The sequence below is a fragment of the Oceanimonas smirnovii ATCC BAA-899 genome (assembly GCF_000381965.1).
Lineage (GTDB): Bacteria > Pseudomonadota > Gammaproteobacteria > Enterobacterales > Aeromonadaceae > Oceanimonas > Oceanimonas smirnovii.
Genome location: NZ_KB908454.1, coordinates 570,300 through 591,939 on the forward strand (window position 1 = coordinate 570,300; position 21,640 = coordinate 591,939).

Annotated in this window: 22 protein-coding genes; 13 read left to right on the forward strand and 9 right to left on the reverse strand. The window is 56.0% G+C overall.

Going from position 1 to position 21,640, the window contains the following annotated elements:
• Positions 1 to 32: 32 nt before the first annotated feature.
• Positions 33 to 884: an NADPH-dependent 7-cyano-7-deazaguanine reductase QueF gene (gene queF / locus G364_RS0102675; RefSeq protein WP_026344638.1), complete on the reverse strand. Its 852-nt coding sequence runs from the start codon at positions 882 to 884 to the stop codon at positions 33 to 35.
• Positions 885 to 954: 70 nt separating this feature from the next.
• Here queF and syd point away from each other — a divergent pair, with 70 nt between their 5' ends.
• Positions 955 to 1,497, forward strand: coding sequence for a SecY-interacting protein (gene syd / locus G364_RS0102680; RefSeq protein WP_019933609.1), 543 nt, complete (start codon positions 955 to 957; stop codon positions 1,495 to 1,497).
• On the opposite strand, the gene G364_RS0102685 is transcribed toward syd, so the two are convergent.
• From G364_RS0102685 to G364_RS0102705, 5 genes are all read right to left on the reverse strand, one after another.
• Positions 1,487 to 2,260 carry a Zn-ribbon-containing protein gene (locus G364_RS0102685; RefSeq protein WP_019933610.1) on the reverse strand — a complete coding sequence of 258 codons (774 nt, stop codon included), beginning with the start codon at positions 2,258 to 2,260 and terminating at the stop codon, positions 1,487 to 1,489. The genes syd and G364_RS0102685 overlap by 11 nt on opposite strands.
• On the reverse strand, positions 2,260 to 2,523 hold the full coding sequence (locus tag G364_RS0102690; protein WP_019933611.1) for a hypothetical protein: 264 nt from the start codon (positions 2,521 to 2,523) through the stop codon (positions 2,260 to 2,262). Before G364_RS0102690 ends, G364_RS0102685 begins: the two co-directional genes overlap by 1 nt.
• Before the next feature lie 14 nt (positions 2,524 to 2,537).
• Positions 2,538 to 2,765, reverse strand: a complete 228-nt coding sequence (locus G364_RS0102695) for a DUF2789 domain-containing protein (RefSeq protein ID WP_019933612.1) — start codon at positions 2,763 to 2,765, stop codon at positions 2,538 to 2,540.
• Positions 2,766 to 2,844: 79 nt separating this feature from the next.
• Positions 2,845 to 3,135: a DUF3301 domain-containing protein gene (locus G364_RS0102700; protein ID WP_019933613.1), complete on the reverse strand. Its 291-nt coding sequence runs from the start codon at positions 3,133 to 3,135 to the stop codon at positions 2,845 to 2,847.
• Entirely contained in the window at positions 3,128 to 4,162 is a 1,035-nt protein-coding gene (locus G364_RS0102705) for a DUF3549 family protein (RefSeq protein ID WP_019933614.1), read from the reverse strand. Before G364_RS0102705 ends, G364_RS0102700 begins: the two co-directional genes overlap by 8 nt.
• A gap of 89 nt (positions 4,163 to 4,251) precedes the next feature.
• Here G364_RS0102705 and G364_RS0102710 point away from each other — a divergent pair, with 89 nt between their 5' ends.
• From G364_RS0102710 to G364_RS0102720, 3 genes are all read left to right on the forward strand, one after another.
• Positions 4,252 to 4,587 (forward strand): YqcC family protein, encoded by a 336-nt coding sequence (locus G364_RS0102710; RefSeq protein ID WP_019933615.1) that lies wholly within the window; start codon positions 4,252 to 4,254, stop codon positions 4,585 to 4,587.
• Positions 4,584 to 5,306, forward strand: a complete 723-nt coding sequence (truC, locus tag G364_RS0102715; protein ID WP_019933616.1) for a tRNA pseudouridine(65) synthase TruC — start codon at positions 4,584 to 4,586, stop codon at positions 5,304 to 5,306. Before G364_RS0102710 ends, truC begins: the two co-directional genes overlap by 4 nt.
• 122 nt (positions 5,307 to 5,428) lie before the next feature.
• Positions 5,429 to 5,869: a flavodoxin gene (locus G364_RS0102720; RefSeq protein ID WP_019933617.1), complete on the forward strand. Its 441-nt coding sequence runs from the start codon at positions 5,429 to 5,431 to the stop codon at positions 5,867 to 5,869.
• Positions 5,870 to 5,902: 33 nt separating this feature from the next.
• Here G364_RS0102720 and tsaA read toward each other — a convergent pair whose 3' ends face one another.
• Together tsaA and rcsF are read right to left on the reverse strand one after the other, a co-directional pair.
• Positions 5,903 to 6,604 carry a tRNA (N6-threonylcarbamoyladenosine(37)-N6)-methyltransferase TrmO gene (gene tsaA / locus G364_RS0102725; protein ID WP_019933618.1) on the reverse strand — a complete coding sequence of 234 codons (702 nt, stop codon included), beginning with the start codon at positions 6,602 to 6,604 and terminating at the stop codon, positions 5,903 to 5,905.
• Positions 6,605 to 6,864: 260 nt separating this feature from the next.
• Complete coding sequence (rcsF, locus tag G364_RS0102730; protein ID WP_019933619.1) at positions 6,865 to 7,236, reverse strand: Rcs stress response system protein RcsF; 372 nt, start codon at positions 7,234 to 7,236, stop codon at positions 6,865 to 6,867.
• A 216-nt stretch (positions 7,237 to 7,452) separates the two neighbouring features.
• Between rcsF and G364_RS0102735 the strand changes: the two genes are divergently transcribed.
• Both G364_RS0102735 and G364_RS0102740 read left to right on the forward strand, forming a co-directional pair.
• Positions 7,453 to 8,250 (forward strand): undecaprenyl-diphosphate phosphatase, encoded by a 798-nt coding sequence (locus G364_RS0102735; RefSeq protein WP_019933620.1) that lies wholly within the window; start codon positions 7,453 to 7,455, stop codon positions 8,248 to 8,250.
• 103 nt (positions 8,251 to 8,353) lie between these two features.
• Positions 8,354 to 9,712, forward strand: a complete 1,359-nt coding sequence (locus G364_RS0102740) for an MBL fold metallo-hydrolase (protein ID WP_040614428.1) — start codon at positions 8,354 to 8,356, stop codon at positions 9,710 to 9,712.
• 2 nt (positions 9,713 to 9,714) lie between these two features.
• Here G364_RS0102740 and G364_RS0102745 read toward each other — a convergent pair whose 3' ends face one another.
• Positions 9,715 to 11,337 carry a methyl-accepting chemotaxis protein gene (locus tag G364_RS0102745; RefSeq protein ID WP_019933622.1) on the reverse strand — a complete coding sequence of 541 codons (1,623 nt, stop codon included), beginning with the start codon at positions 11,335 to 11,337 and terminating at the stop codon, positions 9,715 to 9,717.
• A gap of 230 nt (positions 11,338 to 11,567) precedes the next feature.
• Here G364_RS0102745 and G364_RS0102750 point away from each other — a divergent pair, with 230 nt between their 5' ends.
• The 7 genes from G364_RS0102750 to G364_RS0102780 form a co-directional block, all read left to right on the forward strand.
• Positions 11,568 to 13,709 (forward strand): type I secretion system permease/ATPase, encoded by a 2,142-nt coding sequence (locus G364_RS0102750; RefSeq protein WP_026344640.1) that lies wholly within the window; start codon positions 11,568 to 11,570, stop codon positions 13,707 to 13,709.
• Entirely contained in the window at positions 13,702 to 15,084 is a 1,383-nt protein-coding gene (locus G364_RS0102755) for an HlyD family type I secretion periplasmic adaptor subunit (protein WP_019933624.1), read from the forward strand. Before G364_RS0102750 ends, G364_RS0102755 begins: the two co-directional genes overlap by 8 nt.
• 20 nt (positions 15,085 to 15,104) lie before the next feature.
• Positions 15,105 to 16,409 carry a TolC family outer membrane protein gene (locus G364_RS0102760; protein WP_019933625.1) on the forward strand — a complete coding sequence of 435 codons (1,305 nt, stop codon included), beginning with the start codon at positions 15,105 to 15,107 and terminating at the stop codon, positions 16,407 to 16,409.
• A gap of 17 nt (positions 16,410 to 16,426) precedes the next feature.
• A complete protein-coding gene (locus G364_RS0102765; RefSeq protein ID WP_019933626.1) occupies positions 16,427 to 17,029 on the forward strand; it encodes an OmpA family protein in 603 nt (200 codons plus the stop codon).
• A complete protein-coding gene (locus G364_RS0102770; protein ID WP_019933627.1) occupies positions 17,026 to 17,709 on the forward strand; it encodes a transglutaminase-like cysteine peptidase in 684 nt (227 codons plus the stop codon). Before G364_RS0102765 ends, G364_RS0102770 begins: the two co-directional genes overlap by 4 nt.
• Positions 17,710 to 17,815: 106 nt before the next feature.
• Positions 17,816 to 19,723, forward strand: a complete 1,908-nt coding sequence (locus G364_RS0102775) for an EAL domain-containing protein (RefSeq protein WP_019933628.1) — start codon at positions 17,816 to 17,818, stop codon at positions 19,721 to 19,723.
• A 163-nt stretch (positions 19,724 to 19,886) separates the two neighbouring features.
• On the forward strand, positions 19,887 to 21,640 hold a 1,754-nt coding region (locus G364_RS0102780; RefSeq protein ID WP_026344641.1), incomplete at its 3' end, for a retention module-containing protein.

Sequence of the window (21,640 nt, forward strand, 5' to 3'; positions counted from 1 at the left end):
CGGCCCGCGTCCAGCATTGCCGGACTCAATGCTTACTGGCGCAGCAGGCGCACATTGGCTGCCTTGCCGGCCACATTACTGCGATAGGGGTTAATATCCAGACCACCCCGGCGGGTATAACGCGCATATACCGTCAGCTCGGAGGGTTTGCAGTGCGTCATAATGTCCATAAAAATACGTTCCACACACTGCTCGTGAAATTCATTATGCTGGCGAAAACCCACCAGATAGCGCAGCAGGGCATCTTCGCGAATGCGCGGGCCCTGATAGCGGATCATCACGCTGCCCCAGTCCGGCTGGCCGGTGACCAGGCAGTTGGACTTAAGTAAGTGAGAGTGCAGCATCTCACAGGTTTGCTCTGCTTCGGTGGCATTAGCCAGCAGCTCGGGTACCGGTTGATAGTGTTGTATATCAATATCGAGCTGATCAATACAATGGCCGGGCAGGCGGCCAAACTGGGCCGGAGCGACATGAAGCTCGTAGAGTTTGACCGTGACCTTGCCATCAGCACAGGCCGACAGATCACGGGCCAGCGTCTCTTCCACTGCCGTCATGCTTTCAAAGCGGCTCTGATTAAAGCTGTTCAGATACAGCTTGAACGACTTGGACTCAATCAGGTTGGTACTGGTGGCCGGCACCCGTACCTCTCCCATGGCGACTACCGGCTTGCCTCTGGCATTCAGCCACGACAGCTCATACAAATTCCATAAATCTTCACCGGAAAAAGGCAGAGCACCAGCCTGCAGCTGCAAGTCATCCCGGTTCAGGCTGCGCGGCACCGCCTGCAGCTGAGCAGGGTCATACTCGCTTACATAGCTGCTCTGCTTGCCCAGGGCCAGATCCGCCAAAGATTCACTCTGTTGATATTTTTGCTCAGGTGTCATTTCAATTTCCGGTTGGTAATATGGGGCTTTAAATTTGTATACATTGTTCACCGCATTGTGAGGGTTTGCCATGCAGAATCAAGTAGTGCCGGCGCTGGCCGCCCTGTTTGAACATTATCAGCGTTGTTATGGTCAGCCGCTGGCTGAGCATGATGCCAGCGAACCCTCTCCGGCCGAGCAGTTGCCCGCGCATCAGGGTAAGGTAGCCTGGCACCCTTATGTCCGGCCCGAACCCGGTCATTTTAATAATGTTGGCCATGCACTTAACCTTACCGTGCATCCGTCATTATCCGCCTTGTTCGGCCATTATTACGCCGGACATTTACCCTTGTGTTACAAGGGGCTGTTTATCACCCTGCTGCAGCCCTGGAATGAAGCTGATTTTGAGCGCCTGCAGCAAAACCAGATTGGCCATCAGCTTATGCAGCAAAAATTAACGCTGCCCGCCACCTGGTTTATTGCCACCTGCCGCGACGAACACCGGCTGGTTACCCTCGACAACACCACCGGAGCTGTGTTGCTGGAACGCCTTGGCAAGGGCACCATCGGCACCCTGGCCCCGAATCTCGCCACTTTCTTGCAACGGGCTGAGCCGGTGGGTCCTATGATTTAAAATCCCACGATAAATTCGATACCAGCCGGCAGGGCTCGCAGAAGAAATCAAAAATATCGTGCAGCGGGGTGTCAAGGTGCCAGTCACCGCCGCAGCCGGGGCAAGGGCGGGTTTGCTCGCTGGCCAGGCTGTCGCCGCCCACGCGATACAAATAATAAAACGTGGGCACCCTGGTTAAAAACTCAATGCGCTTGGCCAGATCCCGGCCACGGCGGCTGAGCAGGCTGGCGGGGGATGAAATTTCTTCCACCGCACCGTGCTCCAGAATGGAGCCGTTCATCTGCAGCTGATCACAGGCTTCCCAGTCTTCCTGCCATTTCAGCACCTGCTTGAAATCGCCATTGGCCACCGGCGGAATACGATAAAGCGGAATGGGCGCAAAATGCTCACCACAGCGCAGCGGTGAGCAGGTATGTAAATAACTGGTATACAGCACTTGCCACTCGGGGGAGTGGATCTCATCGGTGGTGTCCGAGTTTAAATCCGGCCCCCGTGACGTGACCTTGGGGCTGGTAAGACCGGCCCGGTGCAGCTGCTCAATGGCAAGCTCCACCTGGCGGCTGTAATTATCCGGGTGCAGGCTGTTTTGCTCCGGGCATACTACCCGGCTGGTCAGCCAGCCCTGATGAATAACAGTGGGAAATTCCCGGCCAATGATCTGGCCGTTGTAACGCAGGGCGTCCAGCAGCTGGCGAATGGCCTGCTCGGCGTCGGCCAGTTGGGTGTCCTGGTAGCAGTCAAACTGCAGCTCACATACCCACATCAGGTATTACCCTCAAGCCTGGCCAGCCGGGCTTCAAGCTGGCGCACTTTTTCTTCCAGGGCTGTCAGCCTGTCGGGCTCACTGGTAATGGGCTCCGGTGCGGTTTCCGGCAACGACTCCGGTGCCGTGCGATAGCGGTTTACTAGGCTAATGAGTTCCGCCATATTAACCGGGCCCGACAAGCGGGCCCGCACTGTGGCAGTGGTAACCGCCTTGCCTTCAGTGGCCAGGCGGTGAATAACTTCTATGATGTCTTGCGACATGACAACTCCGCTTATTACCTCAGACTTACATTCAGCTGATCAATCACTTCAGCCCAGTCGGAGTCTTGCTGCAGGCCTTCTTTTAAAAATGCCGCCTGAGCCGGACTCCAGAAAGGCGCATTCACCAGCTCAATCTCGTCCGGTAACTTATGTTGCTGCAAAAAATGCTCAATGCCCTGATGAGAGGCATCCAGCCCCAGCTGTTCAAACAACTCACTGAACGGATGAATCATATGTTCCATATCTACCTCCTGTAGGCCCCAATTTATTGGGGCAAGCCATTGTACATGCGGACACACTTGCCCGATTAAAACCGGGTATCTACAAATTCTCTCTTAGCACCGGCACCGAGACGTCAACCACCTGCACGCCGGCAAGCCACACATCACCTTCATTATGCTGCACACCATCGTGGCTGAATTCAAAACGAAAATGAGCCAGCAACCGGCCCTTGCGCATACAAAACCGATAGCGATACACGCTCAGCAGCTGAAACTGCTGGCGCTTGCAGTAATGCACCAGCCAGCGGTTGGCAAACTCGCTCTGGCGGCGCATTTGCCACACCACGGCACCCAGCACAAACAGTGCCAGCAGGCCAAGCAGCTCAACCACGGCTGGCTGCAAACAAATTGCCAAACGCCTGTTTTAGTGGAGCAGGCAACTCCGGATTATGCAAATTGGCCAGGATCAGCGGGCGCAGGGCGGGCACCGACACCAGCTCGGCAAACAGACCGTTAAATAAATCGCCATGGTGCTCTGCCAGCAAAGTCAAATACTGCAAGAGCAGTGTTTCGTCGGTCAGCTCCTGCCACAGGCGGGCGGCCAGCGCAAGCAACACCGGCTGGCCAGGATTTAGCGACATCAGGCTGGACAGCTTGGCACTGCGCGCCCTGAACGGCGCACAGCCGGCGGTGGCCCGCAGCAGCAGTGCAATGCGCTCTTCATCGGGCTCGCCACGCTCCTGCTCGGCACTGATGGCGGTAATAATGTTGTTGGCCAGCGCCGCCGGCAGCGGATGATGCTCGCACTGGGTCAGCAGTGCCTGCTGCACCGGAGCCGGCAATTGCCACAGCTGCTGTTGCACCCGCCGGGCCAGCGCATCGTCCTTATGCAGCCGCGCTGCCACATCGGCCAGGCCCTGCAGGCCAAGCTGTTGCCAGTTGTGCCTGGCGGGCGCATTCAAATAATCTACCGCACCCTGATAAAACGCCGACGGCGCATGCTCCAGAGCCAAGCTCAGACGGGCATGAAACGCCGCCAGTTTGTCTTGTGGCGGCTGAAAGGTAAACGGCGTGTCAGCCAGGTTTTGCTGCTGCTCCTCGGTCAGCGGCGCATGAATATCGCCGCCCAGCTGCTCCACCAGTGCGGCCAGAAAATGCTTCACTGCGGCATTGTTAAACAGGCCACGTTCATCCAGCGGAATTTTTAAAAACCACACATAAGGCTGGCCGCCCTGCTGCTGCCAATAGCACACCGCCAGCCAGGCATGGCGCTGCAGCGGCCAGGGATAAGGGCGCTGGCCGGCCTCAATGGCGGCAAAGTCACTGTGCGCCAGTGGCTGCAGGCGGCGTCCCAGGTCAAACAATCTGAATTCGGTGCCGGCCTGGGTTAAAAAATCGCTGAGAGTGTCTATTTGCATCTGAATTCTCCTGTCTGCAGCGGCGAATTATAGGGAGTGGCAGCACAGGATGGTATAGTAGCGGGCTGTTTTAAAGAAGGAGTTACCCCATGTCGGCTGCGGTTCATCAGTTGTTGCTCAGCATAGAAGACGAGCTGAAAGCCCTTGAATGGTGGCAGTGTGAGCCGCCTGCGGTCTCGGCACTGCAAAGCACCCAGCCCTTTTGCCTGGATACCTTAAGCCTGCCCCAATGGCTGCAATTTGTGCTGCTGCCCAGGTTGCATCAGATGCTGCAAGCCGGCCAGCCGTTGCCCAACCGCATTGCGGTGTATCCCATGGCCACCGAATGTTTTAAGGGAGTAGATGAAAACCCGGCCCGGCTGCTGGAGGTGATTGCTCAGCTCGACGAAGCCTTAACCGGCTTACCGGTGGAGCGCGAGGCATGAGTATTGAGCTGATTTATGAAGACGACTGGCTGGTGGCGGTAAACAAAGAGCCGGGCCTGCTGGTGCACCGCAGCTGGCTGGATCGCCATGAAACCCGCTTTGCCATGCAGCTTACCCGTGATGCCGTGGGCTGCCATGTGTTTCCGGTGCACCGGCTGGACAGGCCCACTTCCGGCGTGCTGCTGTTTGCCAAAAACGCCGAAGTGGCGCGCACGCTTACCGAGGCCTTTGGCAGCCGGGCAATCAGCAAAACCTATCTGGCAGTGGTGCGCGGCTACCTGGAAGGCGAAGGCCGGCTCGACTATGCCCTTACCCGGGAGCTGGACGACATCGCCGACAAATTTGCCGATGCCGACAAGCCGCCACAAGACGCCATTACCCACTGGCAGGGCCTGGCCAAAGTGGAGCTGCCCTTTGCTGTCTCCAAAAAGCATCCCACCAGTCGCTACAGCCTGATGCAACTCAGCCCCGAAACCGGCCGCAAGCACCAGCTGCGCCGGCACATGGCCCATTTGCGCCACCCCATCGTCGGTGACACCAGTCATGGCGACGGCCGCCACAACCGCTTTTTTCGGGAGCAATATCAGTGCGACCGGCTCATGCTGCATGCCGCCGGTTTACACCTTAGCCACCCGGTAACCGGCAAACCATTAAGCATTACCGCCGCCACCGACCAGCACTGGCAGCGCCTGGCCACCGAGTTTGGGTGGAGCCTGTAGGCCCGAATTTTTTCGGGCGAACCGTGCCGCATGTTGTGCCATTTGCCCAATGAATTGGGGCCTACAAATAAACCCATGGCCGTGGCATAGTGCACTGATAACTAACAACAAGGAGTGCGCTCATGGCAACAGTGGATATTATTATCGGAACGGTTTACGGCTCGGCGGTGCTGGTGGCAGAAACCCTGGAAGAAGAGCTGATAAAAGCCGGCCACACGGTAGCGCTGCACGAAGAGCCAGCGCTGGCCGAACTCGACCAGTCTCACTTCTGGCTGTTTGTTACCTCCACCACCGGGCAAGGCGAACTGCCACCGGATCTGGTGCCCTTTTATCAGGAGCTGCGCGACACCTGTCCGCCCATCCCGAATGTGCGTTATGCCCTGGTGGCGCTGGGCGACAGCAGCTATGAGCACTTTTGCGGTGCCGGCGAACAGCTGAACGAGCAACTGCAAGAGCTGCAGGCACAGGAAGTTACCGAGCACCTTAAAGTAGACGCCTCAGACACTCTGGAGCCGGAAGTGCCCGCATTGGCATGGCTTAAAGGCTGGATGGAAAAGGTATAACATTTAACGGTATTTGCCCGGATAAATCCGGGCCTACAAGGGGTCTATGGCCAACACCCGGGTAAGCTGGCCCAGCACTTCATAACGTACGTTGTAATCGTATAAACGCACGCCATATTGCCGCCAGCTCTGCTCGGCCTTTTTATAGGCCGGGCGGGGATCCTGCACTAATACTTCGGTAATAAATTCTTGCAACTCGGGCACAGCTGAGCGGGCACATGCCAACTCAGCGTCCGGTGAAAAAATCACCTCCATACCCAAATCCGGCGGAGCCGGTGCAAAGCCGCCGTGCGCACCGGGCACGGCATCGGCCCAGGGTAAATAGGGCTTAATATCTACCACGGGCGTGCCGTCTACCAGATCTACCCCGCCCAGCTCCAGCCACACTTTGTTACCGCTTTTGCACATGTCGCGCAGCTCCACCACCGACAGCCCCAGCGGATTGGGCCGAAAGGTAGAGCGGGTGGAAAACACGCCCACCCGTTCATTACCGCCAAGGCGGGGAGGGCGCACCGTGGGCTTCCAGCCTTGCTCCATGGTCTGATGAAACACAAACACCAGCCACAAATGGCTGAACTCGCCCAGGCCTCTGAATGCACTGGGGTCATTATAGGGCGGCAGCATCTCAAGCTGAGCGCGAGCACGGCTTACCAGCCCCGGCTGGCGCGGCACCGCAAATTTCTCTTTATATGGCGAGCGAATCACGCCGATGGGGTCGAGGTTAATGGTGGTCATAAATCCTCAAAAAGACAGCTGTAAGCTTTAAGCTATCAGCTGTAAGTGGTAGAGATTGTAGGCGCCACTTTAGTTGGCGCATACCGTCGGTGACGGTAACTCAGGCCTGCTTTGCAGGCCCTGCCGGCTAAAGCGGCAGCTACAAAACACGTGCAAAAAACGCAGTCATTCCGGCGAAGGCCGGAATCCATGCCACAAACAGTGCCAGGCCAACAAACACACCACAGCATCTCCAGCCAACACCACTTACAGCTGACAGCTTACAGCTCGCTCACTTTAAGCGCCTGGCCGCTGCACAGCACCTGCTCAATGCAGCCGGGCATATCGTCAAAGCGAATGCAGCTGTCCAGCAGTACGCCATTGGCCCCCATATCGGCGGCGCGGCGGCGCAGGTGGGCGCGGGCGTCAGCATCTTTGGGGGGCGGCTCGTTAGCCTCAATCTGGCAGGCCTCACCTTCCACCGTGCCCAGAGTCACATAGTTCACATCTTTCAGCTCATCACGGCCATACAGCTTAACGTTATTACCCTTGTAATAATCCTTAATGCCGGAAGGCGACACATTGCTGTCTACCGCCATATTGGCACAGCCAGACAACGCCAAAGCAACCACAGCCAAAGCAATAACACGCATGACAAATCCTTAATATCAGAATGAGTTAGATCTATTCTGCCTGAGCCGGCGGCTCGCGCAAAGCAGCAAAGTGCTGCTGAATACCCATAACCTAATCAGGAGCCTGTGTAACGGATGTAGTGTCAGTTAACATTTTCTCTTCTGATGCACTCAAGTTGTCATTATTTGGTGGTAATTTCATGGCCTGGTGATCGTTACCTTACGGGAAGAGTAACTGTGGAGATTCACGCGATTTTTTTGGCTCTGATCCAGGGTTTTACTGAGTTTTTGCCTGTTTCCAGCTCGGCGCATCTGATACTGCCGTCTGTGTTGCTGGACTGGCAGGATCAGGGCATGGCGTTTGATGTGGCGGTGCACCTGGGCAGCTTGCTGGCGGTGGTGTATTACTTTCGGGTTGAGGTAAACGCCATGGCACGCGCCTGGTTTGGATCGTTGCGCGGTGGCCAGCGCACGGCTGAGTCGCAGCTGGCCTGGGGCATTGTGCTGGCTACCATTCCGGCCTGTGTGGTGGGGCTGTTATTTGGTGATGCCATAGCGCTTTATTTGCGCAGCGGCTGGGTAATTGCCGCGACCACTGTAGTGTTTGGTCTTTTGCTGTGGTGGGCCGATAAAGTGGCCAAACAGCATAGAACAGAATATGAAGCCGGCTGGCGCGGTGCTTTGTTTCTGGGGTGTGCTCAGGCGCTGGCGCTGGTGCCGGGCACGTCGCGCAGTGGCATTACCATGACCGCCGGGTTAATGCTGGGCTTTACCCGTGAGGCAGCAGCGCGCTATTCGTTTTTAATGTCCATTCCCATTATTTTTCTGGCGGGCAGCCATCAGGCCGGTGGTTTGCTGGGCTCGGCGTCTGTTATGCCCTGGTCGGCCATTGGCATTGGTACTATGGTGTCATTTGTGAGTGCGCTGGCGTGCATCAAGCTGTTTCTGGCGTTGCTTAACCGCATTGGTGTGCTGCCATTTGTTATTTATCGTCTGGTGCTGGGTTGTGTGCTGGTGGCCGTGCTTAGTGTGTAGGGCCGGGCGGTGAGGATTCATTCCCTGCTTCCTATTCCCTCAGTGGTTGCATGCGATGCCGCTGCCGGACATAAAGTCCGGCCTGTATGAGAGAGATGGTAAAATGGATATTATTCATCACGGGGCGGTGAGCGGCGTTACCGGCTCTTGCCATGAGTTGCGCGTGAATGATGCGGGCATTTTAATTGATTGCGGGCTGTTTCAGGGTACGGATGCACGAGATGAGCTGGCCATTGATTTTGCTATTGATCATATCAAGGCGCTGGTGGTGACTCATGTGCATATAGACCACGTTGGCCGTTTGCCTTATTTGCTGGGGGCGGGCTTTGAAGGGCCCATTTATTGCTCGCAGCCGTCGGCGTTGTTGTTGCCGGCCATGCTGGAAGACGCGCTGAAAATTGGTTTTACCCGTAATAAAAAGCTGATTGATCGGGTGCTTAAGGTGCTGGAGCAGCGCTTGCGGCCGTTGCCTTATGGCCAGTGGCAGCAAATTAAAGGCTGTGATGTGCGCATTCGGCTGCAGCGGGCGGGGCATATTCTGGGCTCGGCCTATGTGGAATGTGAGGCCGCCGGCGAGCGGGTGGTGTTCAGTGGTGATTTGGGTGCGCCCCATTCGCCGCTGCTGGTGGCTCCGGTGCCGCCCGAGCGGTGCGACGTGCTGGTGCTGGAAAGCACTTATGGCGATAAAAACCATGAAAGCCGTGAACACCGCCGTCTGCGCTTAAAAGCGGCGGTGGAGCATGCGCTGGAAGACGGCGGCACCTTGCTTATTCCGGCGTTCAGCCTGGGGCGCACGCAAGATTTGCTGTATGAGCTGGAAAGCCTGATTGCCGAGTTTGGCACCGAGCAGGCGGCACCGGGCTTGCCCTGGAGCGAACTGGAAGTGGTGGTGGACTCCCCCCTGGCGGCCAACTTTACTCAGCTTTATCGCAAGCTCAAGCCATTCTGGAATGAGGAAGCACAAGCGCGCCTGAGTGAGGGCCGGCATCCGTTGTCGTTTGAGCAGTTAACCGTGATTAACTCCCATGGCGATCATTTAAATGCAGTGGGTTATCTGGCGCGTTCGCACAAGCCCTGTGTGGTGCTGGCGGGCTCGGGCATGTGCTCAGGCGGGCGGGTAGTGAATTATTTAAAGGCGCTGCTCAATGATGCCCGCAACGATGTGTTGTTTGTGGGTTATCAGGCAGAAGGCACACCGGGGCGGGATATTCTGGAATATGGCCCCGATGGTGGCTGGGTGGAGCTGGATGGCGAGCGGTTTGATATTTGCGCTCAGGTGCATCAGATAAGTGGTTATTCGGCTCATGCCGGCCAGGATGATTTAATTGCCTTTGCCACCGGCATTCATCGTCCGCCACGGCAGATCAGGTTGATCCACGGCGAAGCGGAAGCGAAAGCGGTGTTGCAGGCAAGGCTGGGGGAGTTGCTGCCGGGAACAGAGGTGGTTGTTCCCGGCCCATAAATCTAAACTCTGAATCTGGTTACCAGCTGGTGCAGGTGCTCTGCCAGGCGGGCCAGGTCGGTGCTGGACACATTGGTCTGGTGGGCACCGGCGGAGGTTTGCACTGACAAATCGCGAATGTTTACCAGGTTGCGGTCTACTTCCCGCGAGACCGAGGCCTGCTCTTCGGCGGCACTGGCAATCGTCTGGTTTTGTTCGCTTATTTGCATAATGGCGTCGGTGATGAGCGTGAGTGCTTCACCGGCTTCCTGGGCTACCTGACGGGTTTGCACGCTGCGCTCTGTGCTGATGTGAATGGCGTTGACGGTGTCGTTGGTTTCGTTCTGAATAGCATGCATCATGCTTTCAATTTCCTTGGTCGACTCCTGAGTGCGGTGCGCCAGTGCCCGCACTTCGTCGGCTACCACCGCAAAGCCACGGCCCGATTCACCGGCGCGTGCGGCTTCAATGGCGGCATTCAGGGCCAGCAGGTTGGTTTGTTCGGCAATGCCACGGATCACATCCAGCACTGAGCCTATTTCCCGCACCCGGTTGGCCAGGTTTTCAACACCCTGGCGGGTATGCACAATTTCCTGCTCCAGCTCGTTGACGGTGTTAATGGTATGCATCACCTTGGTTTGACCAATGCGCGCCTTTTCGTCGGCAGTATCGGAGTTTTGCGAGGTGGCGGCAGCATTGCGGGCCACTTCTTCTACCGCTGAGGTCATCTCGTTCACGGCGGTGGCGGCCTGCTCCAGCTCGTCACTTTGCTGTTGCAGGGTGCGGGTAGACTGGTCAGTGACTACGCTCAGCTGCTCGGCAGTAGAAGCCAGCTGAGTGGACGAGTCGTTAATGTCGAGAATGGTGTCTTTCAGCTGCTGCTGCATGGCGGCCAGGGCGCGAATCATATCACCGGCTTCGTCTTTGGCATTGTCGCTGAACTGAGTGGTCAGGTTACCCGAGGCAATGGTTTCGCTTACTTCCACTGCCTTGCGAATGGGCAGCAGCAGGCTGCGGCTGAACAACAGTGCCAGTGTGATTACCAGTGCCAGTGCGACCATCATGGCAATGATCATGGCAGTAACAGAGAACTCTATGGTGCTGTTGGCTTCTTCGGAAGACTCGGCAGCGCGGCGCTGATGGTAGCCGGCAATGTCGCTGAGCGCGGTGCTTACCGCAATGCCCAGCTCGTTAAAACCCTGATGACGAAACTGATCGGCCTGGGCCAGCTGGTTGCGTTCAATCATGGCAATAAGCTGACGGTGGCGTTGATCATACGCTGCTTTGGCATTTTCCAGCCGGGTTTGCAGCGCTTTGCCTTCGTCTGTGGTTAAGAAGCTCTGCATGATTTGCAGTTCATTATTAAATTCGGTACCCAGCTGTTCAAGGCGGGTCAGTGCCTGGCGGCGGCTTTGGTCACTTTGCGGGTAGATAGCATCAACAGTGTACAGCCGGATCAGCAAAAAATCCTGGCGCAGCTTGCCGACATTGTTGGTAGCAGGAATACGTTTGTAGGTAAGCCCGGAAACCAGGTTGTCGATGTTTTTGAGCTGAAAAATGGCCATTAACCCCACTATCAGGGTAATGAGACCGAGGGTGCCAAAGGCGATGGCAGAGCGGGGAGCTATTTTTATTGTTCGTAGCATACAGCGTTCCTTGTCTTTGCAGCTGCGCAAAAAATCAGCCGCAGATTAAACTCGTTTCCGATGTCTGATGCAACAAGACTCACTGTTTACATGCTTCGCACTGCGCCAGATTGAATAGCACTATCGGCGCTGGAAGTATTTTCTTGAACCTGAATGTTGAATTTTTCACCGGTTGTTCATTATTTCACTAGACTTAGCATCAGACGTTAACACATGGAGCGGTTATGGGTATGCAGGATGCAAACTCGGCCGGGTGTTCGCTGTTGCAGAGCCTGGTGTTCCTTACCCGTTATTATGGCCAGCCCTGTCAGGGGGAAGCGCTGAGCAGCGGTTTACCTTTGGTTAATGGCCGACTTACCCCTGTGCTGCTTTTGCGGGCAGCAGAGCGCGCCGGCTTTTCCTGCCGTTTTGATACCTCTTCAGTGGATGATATTTCCGATTTGCTGCTGCCCTGCATTTTGTTGCTGCAGCAGGGTGATGCCTGTGTGCTGCTGGAACGCGACGCCGAACGGGGCTGCCGGGTGATGCTGCCTCATACCGGTGAGGGAGAGCAGTGGCTGGCACCAGAAAAACTGGCTGAACACTACAGCGGCCGGCTGATTTTACTGAAGCCCAGATTCCGGTTTGATGAACGTTCACCGCAAAACCTGGATCATGATCATGGTCATTGGTTCTGGAGCACATTGCGCCGTTCTTCGTCCATTTATCGTGATGTGCTGGTGGGCTCTTTGCTCATTAACCTGTTTGCACTGGTGACGCCGTTATTCACCATGAATGTTTACGACAAAATTGTGCCCAACCTGGCGTTTGATTCTCTGTGGGTGCTGGCTACTGGTGCGGCCGTGGTGTTTGTGTTTGATTTTATTATGCGCCTGCTGCGCAGCCACTTTATTGATGTGGCTGGCAAAAAGGCCGATGTGCTGCTGTCGGCCCGGATTTTTGCCAAGGTAATGGGCATGCGCATGGAGGCGAGGCCGCCTTCTACCGGGGCCTTTGCCCGGCATTTGCAGGAATTTGAAGCCATTCGGGAGTTTTTAACCTCGGCCACGGTGGCGGCGCTGGTGGATATTCCCTTTGCGCTGTTGTTTTTGTTCATTATCTGGGTGTTTGCCGGGCACATGGTGTGGGTGCCGCTGGGGGCCATGGTGTTGTTATTGGTGGTCAGTCTGCTGGTGCAACGGCCTCTGCGCCACAGCATTGAGGAAGGCTCGCGGCTGGCCTCGCAGAAAAACGCCAACCTGGTGGAAGGCATTGCCGGCCTTGAAACCATTAAGCTGTTTGGCGCTCAGGGGGCGTTTCAGCACCGCTGGGAGCAGGCGGTCGGTCACATGGCCAGCTGGGGCATGAAAACCCGCTGGCTGACTAATGGCGTGTCTGTGCTGGCCAATGTCACCCAGCAGGTGACCACCATCAGTCTGATCGTGCTGGGGGTGTATTTGATTGCCGCCGGTGAACTCTCCATGGGCGGCCTGATTGCCGCCGTTATGCTGGGCAGCCGTGCTATTGCGCCCATGGTGCAGCTGTCGGTGCTGTCTACCCGTTATAACCATGCCCGCTCGGCCATGGATATTCTGGAAACCGTTATGGCCGCGCCCGATGAGCAGGAAGAGGGCCGGCGTTTTGTACATCATCCTAAAGTCACCGGCGACATTGTGTTTGACGGTGTGAGTTTCTGTTATCCGGGCTCACAGCTGAAAGTGCTTAATAATGTCAATTTGCATATTCGTGCGGGTGAAAAGGTGGCCATTATCGGTCGAATTGGCTCGGGAAAAACCACTCTGGAGCGGCTGGTAGCAGGCCTTTACCGGCCTACCGAGGGCACCATTCGCATCGACGGGATTAATATTGAACAGCTGCAGCCTGCCACCTTAAGAAGCAACCTGGGCGTGGTGCCGCAAGATGTCACTTTGTTTTATGGCACCCTGCGCGACAATATTGTGATTGCCAATCCGCTGGCCGATGAACAGGCAGTGCTGAAAGCTGCCGAGCGTGCGGGCGTGACCTTGTTTTCTCATCAAGACTCCGATGGTCTGGACCGCCAGGTGGGTGAAGGCGGCCGGTTGCTTTCCGGCGGCCAGCGCCAGGCGGTGGCCATTGCCCGGGCATGGCTGAATAACCCCGCCATTATGATGATGGATGAGCCCACCTCCAATATGGATAACCGCTCCGAGCTACATGTGCGCGAGCAGCTCAAGCAGCTGAGCCGGCATCAGACCCTGCTGCTGGTAACTCACCGAACCTCCATGCTGGATGTGGCAGACCGCCTGATTGTACTGGAACAGGGCCGGGTAGTGGCCAACGGCCCCAAGGCTCAGGTGCTGGCGCAGCTGCAGGCCAGCACCGCCACAGTGCCGGAGGCAAGCCATGGCTAAGCATCCAGGCCCCGAGCAGCTGGAATATACCAGCGATACCGCCGCTGCCATTTTGCTGAACACGCCCAAAGGTGCCCGAGCACTGCTGTGGTGCATGCTGGCGTTTGTGCTGACGGCACTGGTATGGGCCCGATTTGCCTGGCTGGAAGAAGTGACCTCGGGTAACGGTACTGTCATTCCGTCCAGCCAGCTGCAGGTGGTGTCTAACCTGGAAGGAGGCATAGTGCGCGAGCTGTATGTGCGCGAGGGCCAGCAGGTAGAAAAAGGGCAGCCACTGTTGTTGATTGATGACACCCGCTTCAAGTCGGACTTGCGCGAGCGGGAGCAGGAAATTGCCGCCCTCCAGGGGGATGTGCTGCGGCTGCAGGCCCAGGTGAACTCGGTGGTGGTGCAGGAAAACCCTGATTTGGGCTGGCGTGAGCAGGTGCAGGTGAACCCGGCACCGCTGAATTTTGCGGATGAATTTGTGGCGCAATATGCCGAGCAGCCAGCCATTCAGCGCTCACTGTATAACGAGCGGCTCGATTATGTGCGTAACCAGTTGTCCATTATCGGTAACCAGATAAGCCAGCGTGAGCAGGAAATAGTGGAAACCAATTCTCGTGTCAACACCCTGCGCCGTGGTGTGGGGCTGGCGGCCCGCGAAGTCAACATGAGCCGGCCGCTGGCGCGGGAAGGCATAGTTCCGCAAGTGGAAATTCTGCGGCTGGAGCGGCAGCTTAATGAGCTGCAGGGTGAATTGAGCTCTGCCCGGTTATTACTGCCCAAGCTTGAAGCCACACTGCGCGAAACCATTTTTAAGCGAAAGGAAGTGGCTTTGAGTTTTCGTTCTGAGTCTCAGCAGGAGCTGAGTGAGCGGCGCAGCCGGCTGGCGCAGTTAAGGGAGGGGGAAGTGGGCCTGCAAGACAGGGTTACCCGTACCTCTGTGCTGTCTCCGGTAAAAGGCACGGTAAAAACCCTGAGTGTGAATACCGTGGGCGGGGTGGTGCAGCCCGGCGTGAGTCTGGTGGAGATAGTACCGCTGGAAGATACCCTGCTGGTAGAGGCTCGCATTGAACCCAGAGACATTGGCTTTTTGCGGCCGGGGCTTGAGGCCATGGTTAAGTTTACGGCCTACGACTTTACCATTTACGGTGGCCTGGTGGGTGAGGTGGAAAAAATCAGTGCCGACTCCATTCAGGACAAAGACGGCAATACCTTTTTCCTGGCTACCATTCGAACACGAGAGAGTTATCTGGGCAGCGAGCAGGCACCGCTTCGGATTATTCCGGGAATGCAGGCGGGGGTAGACATTATTACCGGTAAAAAAACGGTACTGGACTATTTGCTCAAACCCATTTTACGAGCAAAGCAGGGTGCTTTGCGTGAGCGATAGCAAGAAAGGGAGTGTCAGCAATGAAAAAATCGGCAATTGCAGTGCTGGTGGGAGCCATGGTGGTGCTGCCTGCCTATGGGCAAACACTGGAAGAAGCGGTAACCCAAACGCTAATGACCCACCCCAAGGTGAAAGAAGCTTTTCATCTTTATCAGTCCCGTCAATATGACAATGACGAAGCGTTTGCCGGCTATTTACCCAAGCTCGATGCCAGTGCCGGCATCGGATATGAATATACCGACAGCCCGGGTGTGCGCGATGGCGATCCCAGGGCCGACAAAACCTTAACCCGTAAAGAGGCCGGGTTATCGCTCCGGCAGATGTTGTTTGACGGCTTTAAAACGTCCAGCAACGTACACCGCACTCAGGCTGAAGCCGACGCTCAGCGTTATGCTCTGCTCTCAGATGCAGAGAATATTGCGCTGCGGGTAGCGGAAGTGTACCTGAATGTGTTGCGCCAGAGTGAAGTGGTGGAGCTGTCGCAGCGTAACCTGGCCACTCATGAGCAGATATTGTCGGATATTCAGCGGCGCACCAGCTCGGGTGTGGGCTCTACGGCGGATCTTAACCAGATTAACGGCCGGGTGGCGCGGGCCTATTCCAATATGACCGCCGCTGAGAACAACCTGCGTGATGCTCAGAGCCAGTTTATGGCGCTGGTGAATGAAATGCCCGGCGATTTACGCCAGCCGTCTCCTGACGACAACTTTGTGCCGGCTACCCTTGACGATGCTCTGGCCATGGCCAAGGAGCAGCATCCTACGCTGAAGTCGGCGGTGTATGACATAGAGGCCGCTCATCAGCAGCACAGAGACGCCAAGTCAGGCTTTTATCCCAAGGTGAATATTGAGCTGGACAGCAACTGGAACGACGACATAGACGGTGTGCGTGGCCACAATAATGATTTCACCGCTATGGTGCGCATGCGCTACAACCTGTTTAACGGTGGTGCCGATGTAGCCCGCAGCCGCTCTACGTCTGCCCTTGAGATGCAGGCTAAAGACATTCATATGAATGCTCACCGGCAGGTAGACGAAGGAATGCGTCTGGCCTGGGCGGCTTATGAGTCTTTGGGGCGGCAGAAAGACTTTTTGCGCCAGCATGTGGAGTCAAGCTACGACACGGTAGATGCCTACAAGAAGCAGTTCTCGTTGGGAGATCGTACCTTGCTGGATGTGCTTAACACCGAAAACGAGTTGTTTGAGGCGCGGCGCTCTTATATTAATGCCGAGTATGATCAGCTGCTTGCGGAATACCGAATTATGAATGCGTCGGGTCAGTTGCTTGATGCATTGCGCTTTACGCAACCCGAGCAGTGGCAGTAACAATAAGGAGAAAAACAATGAAAACATGGATTTTGCTGGCTTTAGTGCTGCCGCTGGCAGCCTGTTCATCATTAACTGCCGAGCCCGAGCAGGAGACCACCCCTGCCTATGATCTGACCGATATGGACAGAGACGGCGTGATTACCGCCCGGGATAACTGTCTCGACTCGGTAATGAATGCGTTAACAGATAACGACGGCTGTGGTGGCAGTGAAAACCGGGTGCTGCAGCAAGACATTATTGTGCTGTTTGCCCACGACAGGTCGAACATTACGCCTGAATATCAGAATGAGATTAATCAGATGGCGGCGTTTATGACCGAGAATCCCGGGCTGAAGCTGCTACTGGAAGGTCATGCCAGCCGGGTGGGTACCGAGGAATACAACCTGGCACTGTCTAAACGCCGGGCCGAAACGGTGCGCGATGCCTTAATGCAGCAGGGGGTGGCCGGCAACCGGCTCGACATTATCGGCTATGGCGAAAGTAAGCCGGTATTAATGGGAGAGAATGAGCAGTCGGCCGCTGCCAACCGCCGGGTAGTGGGGGCATTAACCAATATGACCGAGGCGGATCAGTTACGCTGGAATGTATACAGCATGGAGCCGTCATCTGAGCAATGAGGCCGATTTATCACCGGCTTTGCGGGCTGGCGCTGCTGGGCGCTTTGCTTGGCGTGCCAGCCTGGTCATTGGATGAACAAGACAGCAACATGCGCGCTGCGGTGCAGAGTGTATATGGGCCCGTGGCCGCAGGCCGGCTGGCGCAGTGGCGCAGTCTGATACGTGAGGGACAAAATGCGGGCTGGAATGAGCAGGAGACTATTTCACGGGTGAACGCTTTTTTTAACCGGCTGGCATTTGTTGATGATATTAAGCTGTGGGCCCAAAACGATTACTGGGCCACGCCCATGGAATTTATTGGTGCCGGTGGCGGTGACTGTGAAGATTTTAGCCTGGCCAAGTATTTTTCGTTGCGTGAGCTGGGCGTGCCTGATGAAAAACTCAGGCTGGTTTATGTCAAGGCGCTGGAGCTTAACCAGTTTCATATGGTGGTGGCCTATTATCCTACTCCGGCTTCGGTGCCGTTGATTCTGGATAATTTAAAGCCGAACATTTTGCCGGCCACCAGGCGGGGTGATCTGGCACCGGTTTATAGTTTTAACGGTGAACACTTATGGTTAATGAAAGAGCGTGGCCGGGGTGAGCTGGCCGGAGATTCGTCTCGCTTGTCGTTGTGGAATGAGGTACGCCACCGGCTTGATCGCACTCAGTTGCGTCGTCCGGCGATGAACCTGAATTAATGGAATCCATTCGGCAGCCAAATAAGTCTCCCCGTGGTGGCGTTCATCATGTAGTGGGCTCTGGTCTTGACCGGAGTGACGAATTTGTCAAAAGGAACTGACCAATATGACGCTGTACCGGCAACTTTTGATCACCATGCTGCTGCTGTTTACGCTGCTGTTTGTGTCGGCTTATGCAGTGCAGTTCAGCTCCACCCGTAATTATCTGGCTCAGCAACAGGAGTTTATGGTGATTAACACCACAACATCGCTGGGGCTGGCGCTGACTCCCTATCTTGAAAGTGAAGATCAGCTGGGGGCCGAGTCGGTAATTAATGCCATGTTTGATGGTGGCTATTACCGCACCATTAAGCTGCGCTTGCTGGCATCCGATATGACCATTAGCCGAGAAAACACGGCACCGCCACAGCAGGTGCCGGCCTGGTTTGCCGGTTTGAATTTGTTTGAAGGGGGTGAGCACAGCGCCGTGCTGACGTCCGGCTGGATGCAGTTGGGTGAGCTTTATGTGCAGGGCCATACCGGGCATGCTTATTTTCAGCTGTGGCAGGGCATGAGCCGCCTGCTGACATGGTTTGCCATTAGTTTTGCGATGGTGGGCGTGCTGTTAATGATGGCGCTGCGGCATTTGCTCAGACCGCTGTATGATATTGAACAGCAGGCTAAAGAAATAGAGCAGCAACATTTTGGCAAGCCCATTGAATTGCCTTTAACCCGTGAGCTCAGGCAGGTAGTGCAGGCCATTAATCATATGTCTGCCAGGCTGGAGGTGCAGTTTGAAGAGCAGGCAGAAGAGGCCGAGCGGCTGCGCAAGCGTACGTTTCTGGACCATGTTTCCGGTGTTGGAAACCGTGCCTGGTTAACCACACAAAGCCAAAGCTGGTTGGGCGATAACCGCGGTGGCGCACTGATGCTGATATCGGCCAATGTGCTGAACCTGTTTTATAAGGAACAGGGCTTTGAAGCACGGGACCAGATGGTGCGGGTGATCAGTAATCACTTACGCCAGCTGTGCCGCGACGCCGGAGAGCATGTGCTGGCGCGTATTTCCGCTACTGAGTTTGCCGTGCTGCTGAGCGAGACGGACCCGGCTTTGCTGCAGCAACTGGGTGATTCCATTAACCGGCACATTGCCGAGCTGGTAAAAGATTCGGGTGATGCGCGCGAACTGTCTTTGGTGGGGGTAGTGCTGGTGCAGCCCGGCGATGATCTTGGCCATTTACTGACCCGGGCCGATCATGTACTGAACCGGGCCCGGAATGAAAAAACCGGCGTCATGATAGAGTCATACCATCAGCGTGAGCGGCTGGGACGACTGCAGTGGAAAACCCTGGTGGAACAGGCGCTCGATAACAATAGTTTTGAACTGAATGCTCAGGCGGTGATGACCCTTGCCGGAGAGCCTTGCCATGATGAAGTGTTTATAAGCATTCGCCATCAGGATGTGGTTTACAGTGCTGATCATTTTGTGCCGGTTGCTGAGCAGTTTGAGCTGGCAGAGCGGCTGGATTTGCATATGGTGACCTGTGTGTTGCGTACTCTTGAGACGCATCCTGAACTGACACTGGCTGTGAATATAACTCGTCAGAGCTGCCATCAACCCGGTTTTTGGCGCAAGCTGGAGCAAATTCTGGCGCGTTATGAGCCGGTGCGAAACCGGCTGTTGCTGGAGCTGCCTGAAAGTGCGCTTGCCATGGGCTGGGAGCGATTAATGACGCCGCTTGCCGGGTTAAAGGTGAAATGGGGAATAGATCACTTTGGCCGCCATTTTGATTTGCTGGTGCATCTGGGCAAACTCAGGCCGGCCTATGTAAAGCTGGATCATGGTTACACCAGCCAGGCACAGCAGCCTGATTATAACGACGCCTTTCTGGCCGCCGTGTGCCGCGCGGCACACGGCATGGGAGCGCTGACGATTGCGACCCGGGTAGAAACCGCGGAACAGGTGGCACGCCTGAAAAGCCTGCACATAGATGCCTATCAGGGCTTTATAAGTCCGCCGGCCCGGCTTTTGTAGGAAACTCATTGGTGTTATTCCAGCCTGTTGCCGGAACGGATGTAACGTTCGTTTTTATAGAAAGAACACCCCCTGAATAGCCCTGTATGCGGCGAAATTTTGCGCAGGATCCTTTCATGAAGCAGCCCTAATCTTAATATAAAGATACAAAGGGGCTGAAAACATGGACACCACTCGCATTGAAAGCGCTATTCAAATTACCAGTTTAACAGGTCAGGCATTTGTTATTGCCAGAGACGGCACGGTTTCTCCGGTCACGCCCGGCCAAATATTACCGGCAGGCAGTGTGCTGTTAACTGACGAAAATTCCGGCATTGTGTACTCGCAGGTATCCGCAGACACCACTACTGATCAGGCGCAGTCAGAAGCACCCGCCCCGGAGCCGGCAGAAGAGCTGGAAGCCATTCAGGCAGCCATTTTGGCTGGTCTTGATCCTACCGAACTGTTTGAGGCTACCGCTGCCGGCGCTCCGGCACCGGCAGCCGGGCCGGCAACGGCTGATGGCAGTGGTAATGCCGGGTTTGTGGTAGTGGGCCGAACTGGTGACGCTCTGCTGGCTCAGGCTGGTTTTGATACTGCCTTTGCGCCTGAAGCATTTGCTACTGTGCTGGACGAGCTGCCCCGGCTACTTGATGAAAATAGCATTCCTGAACTTGACATTAACTATAATCCGCCGTTAACACCGTCTGATCTTCCTCCTGAATTTCCTGATCTTGCCGGTGGTAATTTTGCCTGGGTAGACGAAGGTGCTTTGGATGCTGGCAGCCGTGCTGGTTCTGATAATGAATCGGCAAGCGGTACTTTGATTATAAATACCGGTGGTGATGCCCTGGCACTGGTAGAAGTGCAGGATGCTGATGGCAACTGGATTGATATTACCAATGGCGGCACAGTGCCAACAGAATATGGCACCATTGTATTTGATGAAAATTATAACTGGACCTACAGCGTTACTGATCCTCAGACGCACAATGACACCAATGCTGTATTTGACGGCGACCGTCTGTCTGAGGTTATTCCGGTACGTATTACCGATGACGACGGTGAACAAGCCACCGGCAATATTAATATTGAAGTGCTTGATGATGGCCCGGATGCTGTTGATGATGTTGCCAGTACCCCGGAAGACACCGCCATTGTGGTGGATGTGCTGGCGAACGATACCGAGGGGGCAGACGGAGCCACCGTGACCGGGGTGGCTTTTGCGCCGGGCTTTGAAGAAGCGGGCACAGTGAGCCTGACCGAAGACGGCCGGGTGCGCTTTGAGCCGGCCCCGGGGACGGAAGGCCAGGTGCAGATTGAATACACCCTCACCGACAGTGACGGCGACAGTGACACCGCCACGCTGACCATCACAGTGGGAGAAGACTCCACGCCCACGCTGAATATTACCTTTGATGATGGCCGTGACTGGGTAGCGGAATCGGCCCTGGACGACGGCTCCAACCCCGGCAGTCCCACCGAGGCCACCAGCGGCACCCTGGACATCAACACCTTTGGTGACACCCTGGCCAGCCTGGAAGTGCGGGTGCAGGACAGCAGCGGCACCTGGGTGAACGTGACCGGCGGTGGCACCGTGAGTGGTCGCTACGGCACGCTGAACGTGACGCAAAATCCCGATGGCAGTTACCAGTGGGATTACACCCTGAATGACAACACCACCGAACACACCGATCCCTTGCAGGTGGAAGCGGCCGATGTGCTCAGTGACGACTTTGATGTGCGGGTGATCGACAGCGACGGCTCACCGGTGCAGGGCACCCTGAGCGTGGATGTGCGTGACGATGGCCCGGATGCCCGCAACGACAGCAACAGTGTCACCGAAGGGGACACCCTGACGGTGCTTGCTGCAGACGGCGTGCTGGATAACGACACGGCCGGGGCCGATAACTGGGCCAGCGGCGGGGCTGTGGTGGG

Bases quoted from the DNA above. Each gene is read 5' to 3' on its own strand.
- queF (WP_026344638.1), bottom strand. From the start codon at position 884: ATGACACCTGAGCAAAAATATCAACAGAGTGAATCTTTGGCGGATCTG.
- syd (WP_019933609.1), top strand. From the start codon at position 955: ATGCAGAATCAAGTAGTGCCGGCGCTGGCCGCCCTGTTTGAACATTAT.
- G364_RS0102685 (WP_019933610.1), bottom strand. From the start codon at position 2,260: ATGTGGGTATGTGAGCTGCAGTTTGACTGCTACCAGGACACCCAACTG.
- G364_RS0102690 (WP_019933611.1), bottom strand. From the start codon at position 2,523: ATGTCGCAAGACATCATAGAAGTTATTCACCGCCTGGCCACTGAAGGC.
- G364_RS0102695 (WP_019933612.1), bottom strand. From the start codon at position 2,765: ATGGAACATATGATTCATCCGTTCAGTGAGTTGTTTGAACAGCTGGGG.
- G364_RS0102705 (WP_019933614.1), bottom strand. From the start codon at position 4,162: ATGCAAATAGACACTCTCAGCGATTTTTTAACCCAGGCCGGCACCGAA.
- G364_RS0102710 (WP_019933615.1), top strand. From the start codon at position 4,252: ATGTCGGCTGCGGTTCATCAGTTGTTGCTCAGCATAGAAGACGAGCTG.
- truC (WP_019933616.1), top strand. From the start codon at position 4,584: ATGAGTATTGAGCTGATTTATGAAGACGACTGGCTGGTGGCGGTAAAC.
- G364_RS0102720 (WP_019933617.1), top strand. From the start codon at position 5,429: ATGGCAACAGTGGATATTATTATCGGAACGGTTTACGGCTCGGCGGTG.
- tsaA (WP_019933618.1), bottom strand. From the start codon at position 6,604: ATGACCACCATTAACCTCGACCCCATCGGCGTGATTCGCTCGCCATAT.
- rcsF (WP_019933619.1), bottom strand. From the start codon at position 7,236: ATGCGTGTTATTGCTTTGGCTGTGGTTGCTTTGGCGTTGTCTGGCTGT.
- G364_RS0102740 (WP_040614428.1), top strand. From the start codon at position 8,354: ATGGATATTATTCATCACGGGGCGGTGAGCGGCGTTACCGGCTCTTGC.
- G364_RS0102745 (WP_019933622.1), bottom strand. From the start codon at position 11,337: ATGCTACGAACAATAAAAATAGCTCCCCGCTCTGCCATCGCCTTTGGC.
- G364_RS0102750 (WP_026344640.1), top strand. From the start codon at position 11,568: ATGCAGGATGCAAACTCGGCCGGGTGTTCGCTGTTGCAGAGCCTGGTG.
- G364_RS0102755 (WP_019933624.1), top strand. From the start codon at position 13,702: ATGGCTAAGCATCCAGGCCCCGAGCAGCTGGAATATACCAGCGATACC.
- G364_RS0102760 (WP_019933625.1), top strand. From the start codon at position 15,105: ATGAAAAAATCGGCAATTGCAGTGCTGGTGGGAGCCATGGTGGTGCTG.
- G364_RS0102765 (WP_019933626.1), top strand. From the start codon at position 16,427: ATGAAAACATGGATTTTGCTGGCTTTAGTGCTGCCGCTGGCAGCCTGT.
- G364_RS0102770 (WP_019933627.1), top strand. From the start codon at position 17,026: ATGAGGCCGATTTATCACCGGCTTTGCGGGCTGGCGCTGCTGGGCGCT.
- G364_RS0102775 (WP_019933628.1), top strand. From the start codon at position 17,816: ATGACGCTGTACCGGCAACTTTTGATCACCATGCTGCTGCTGTTTACG.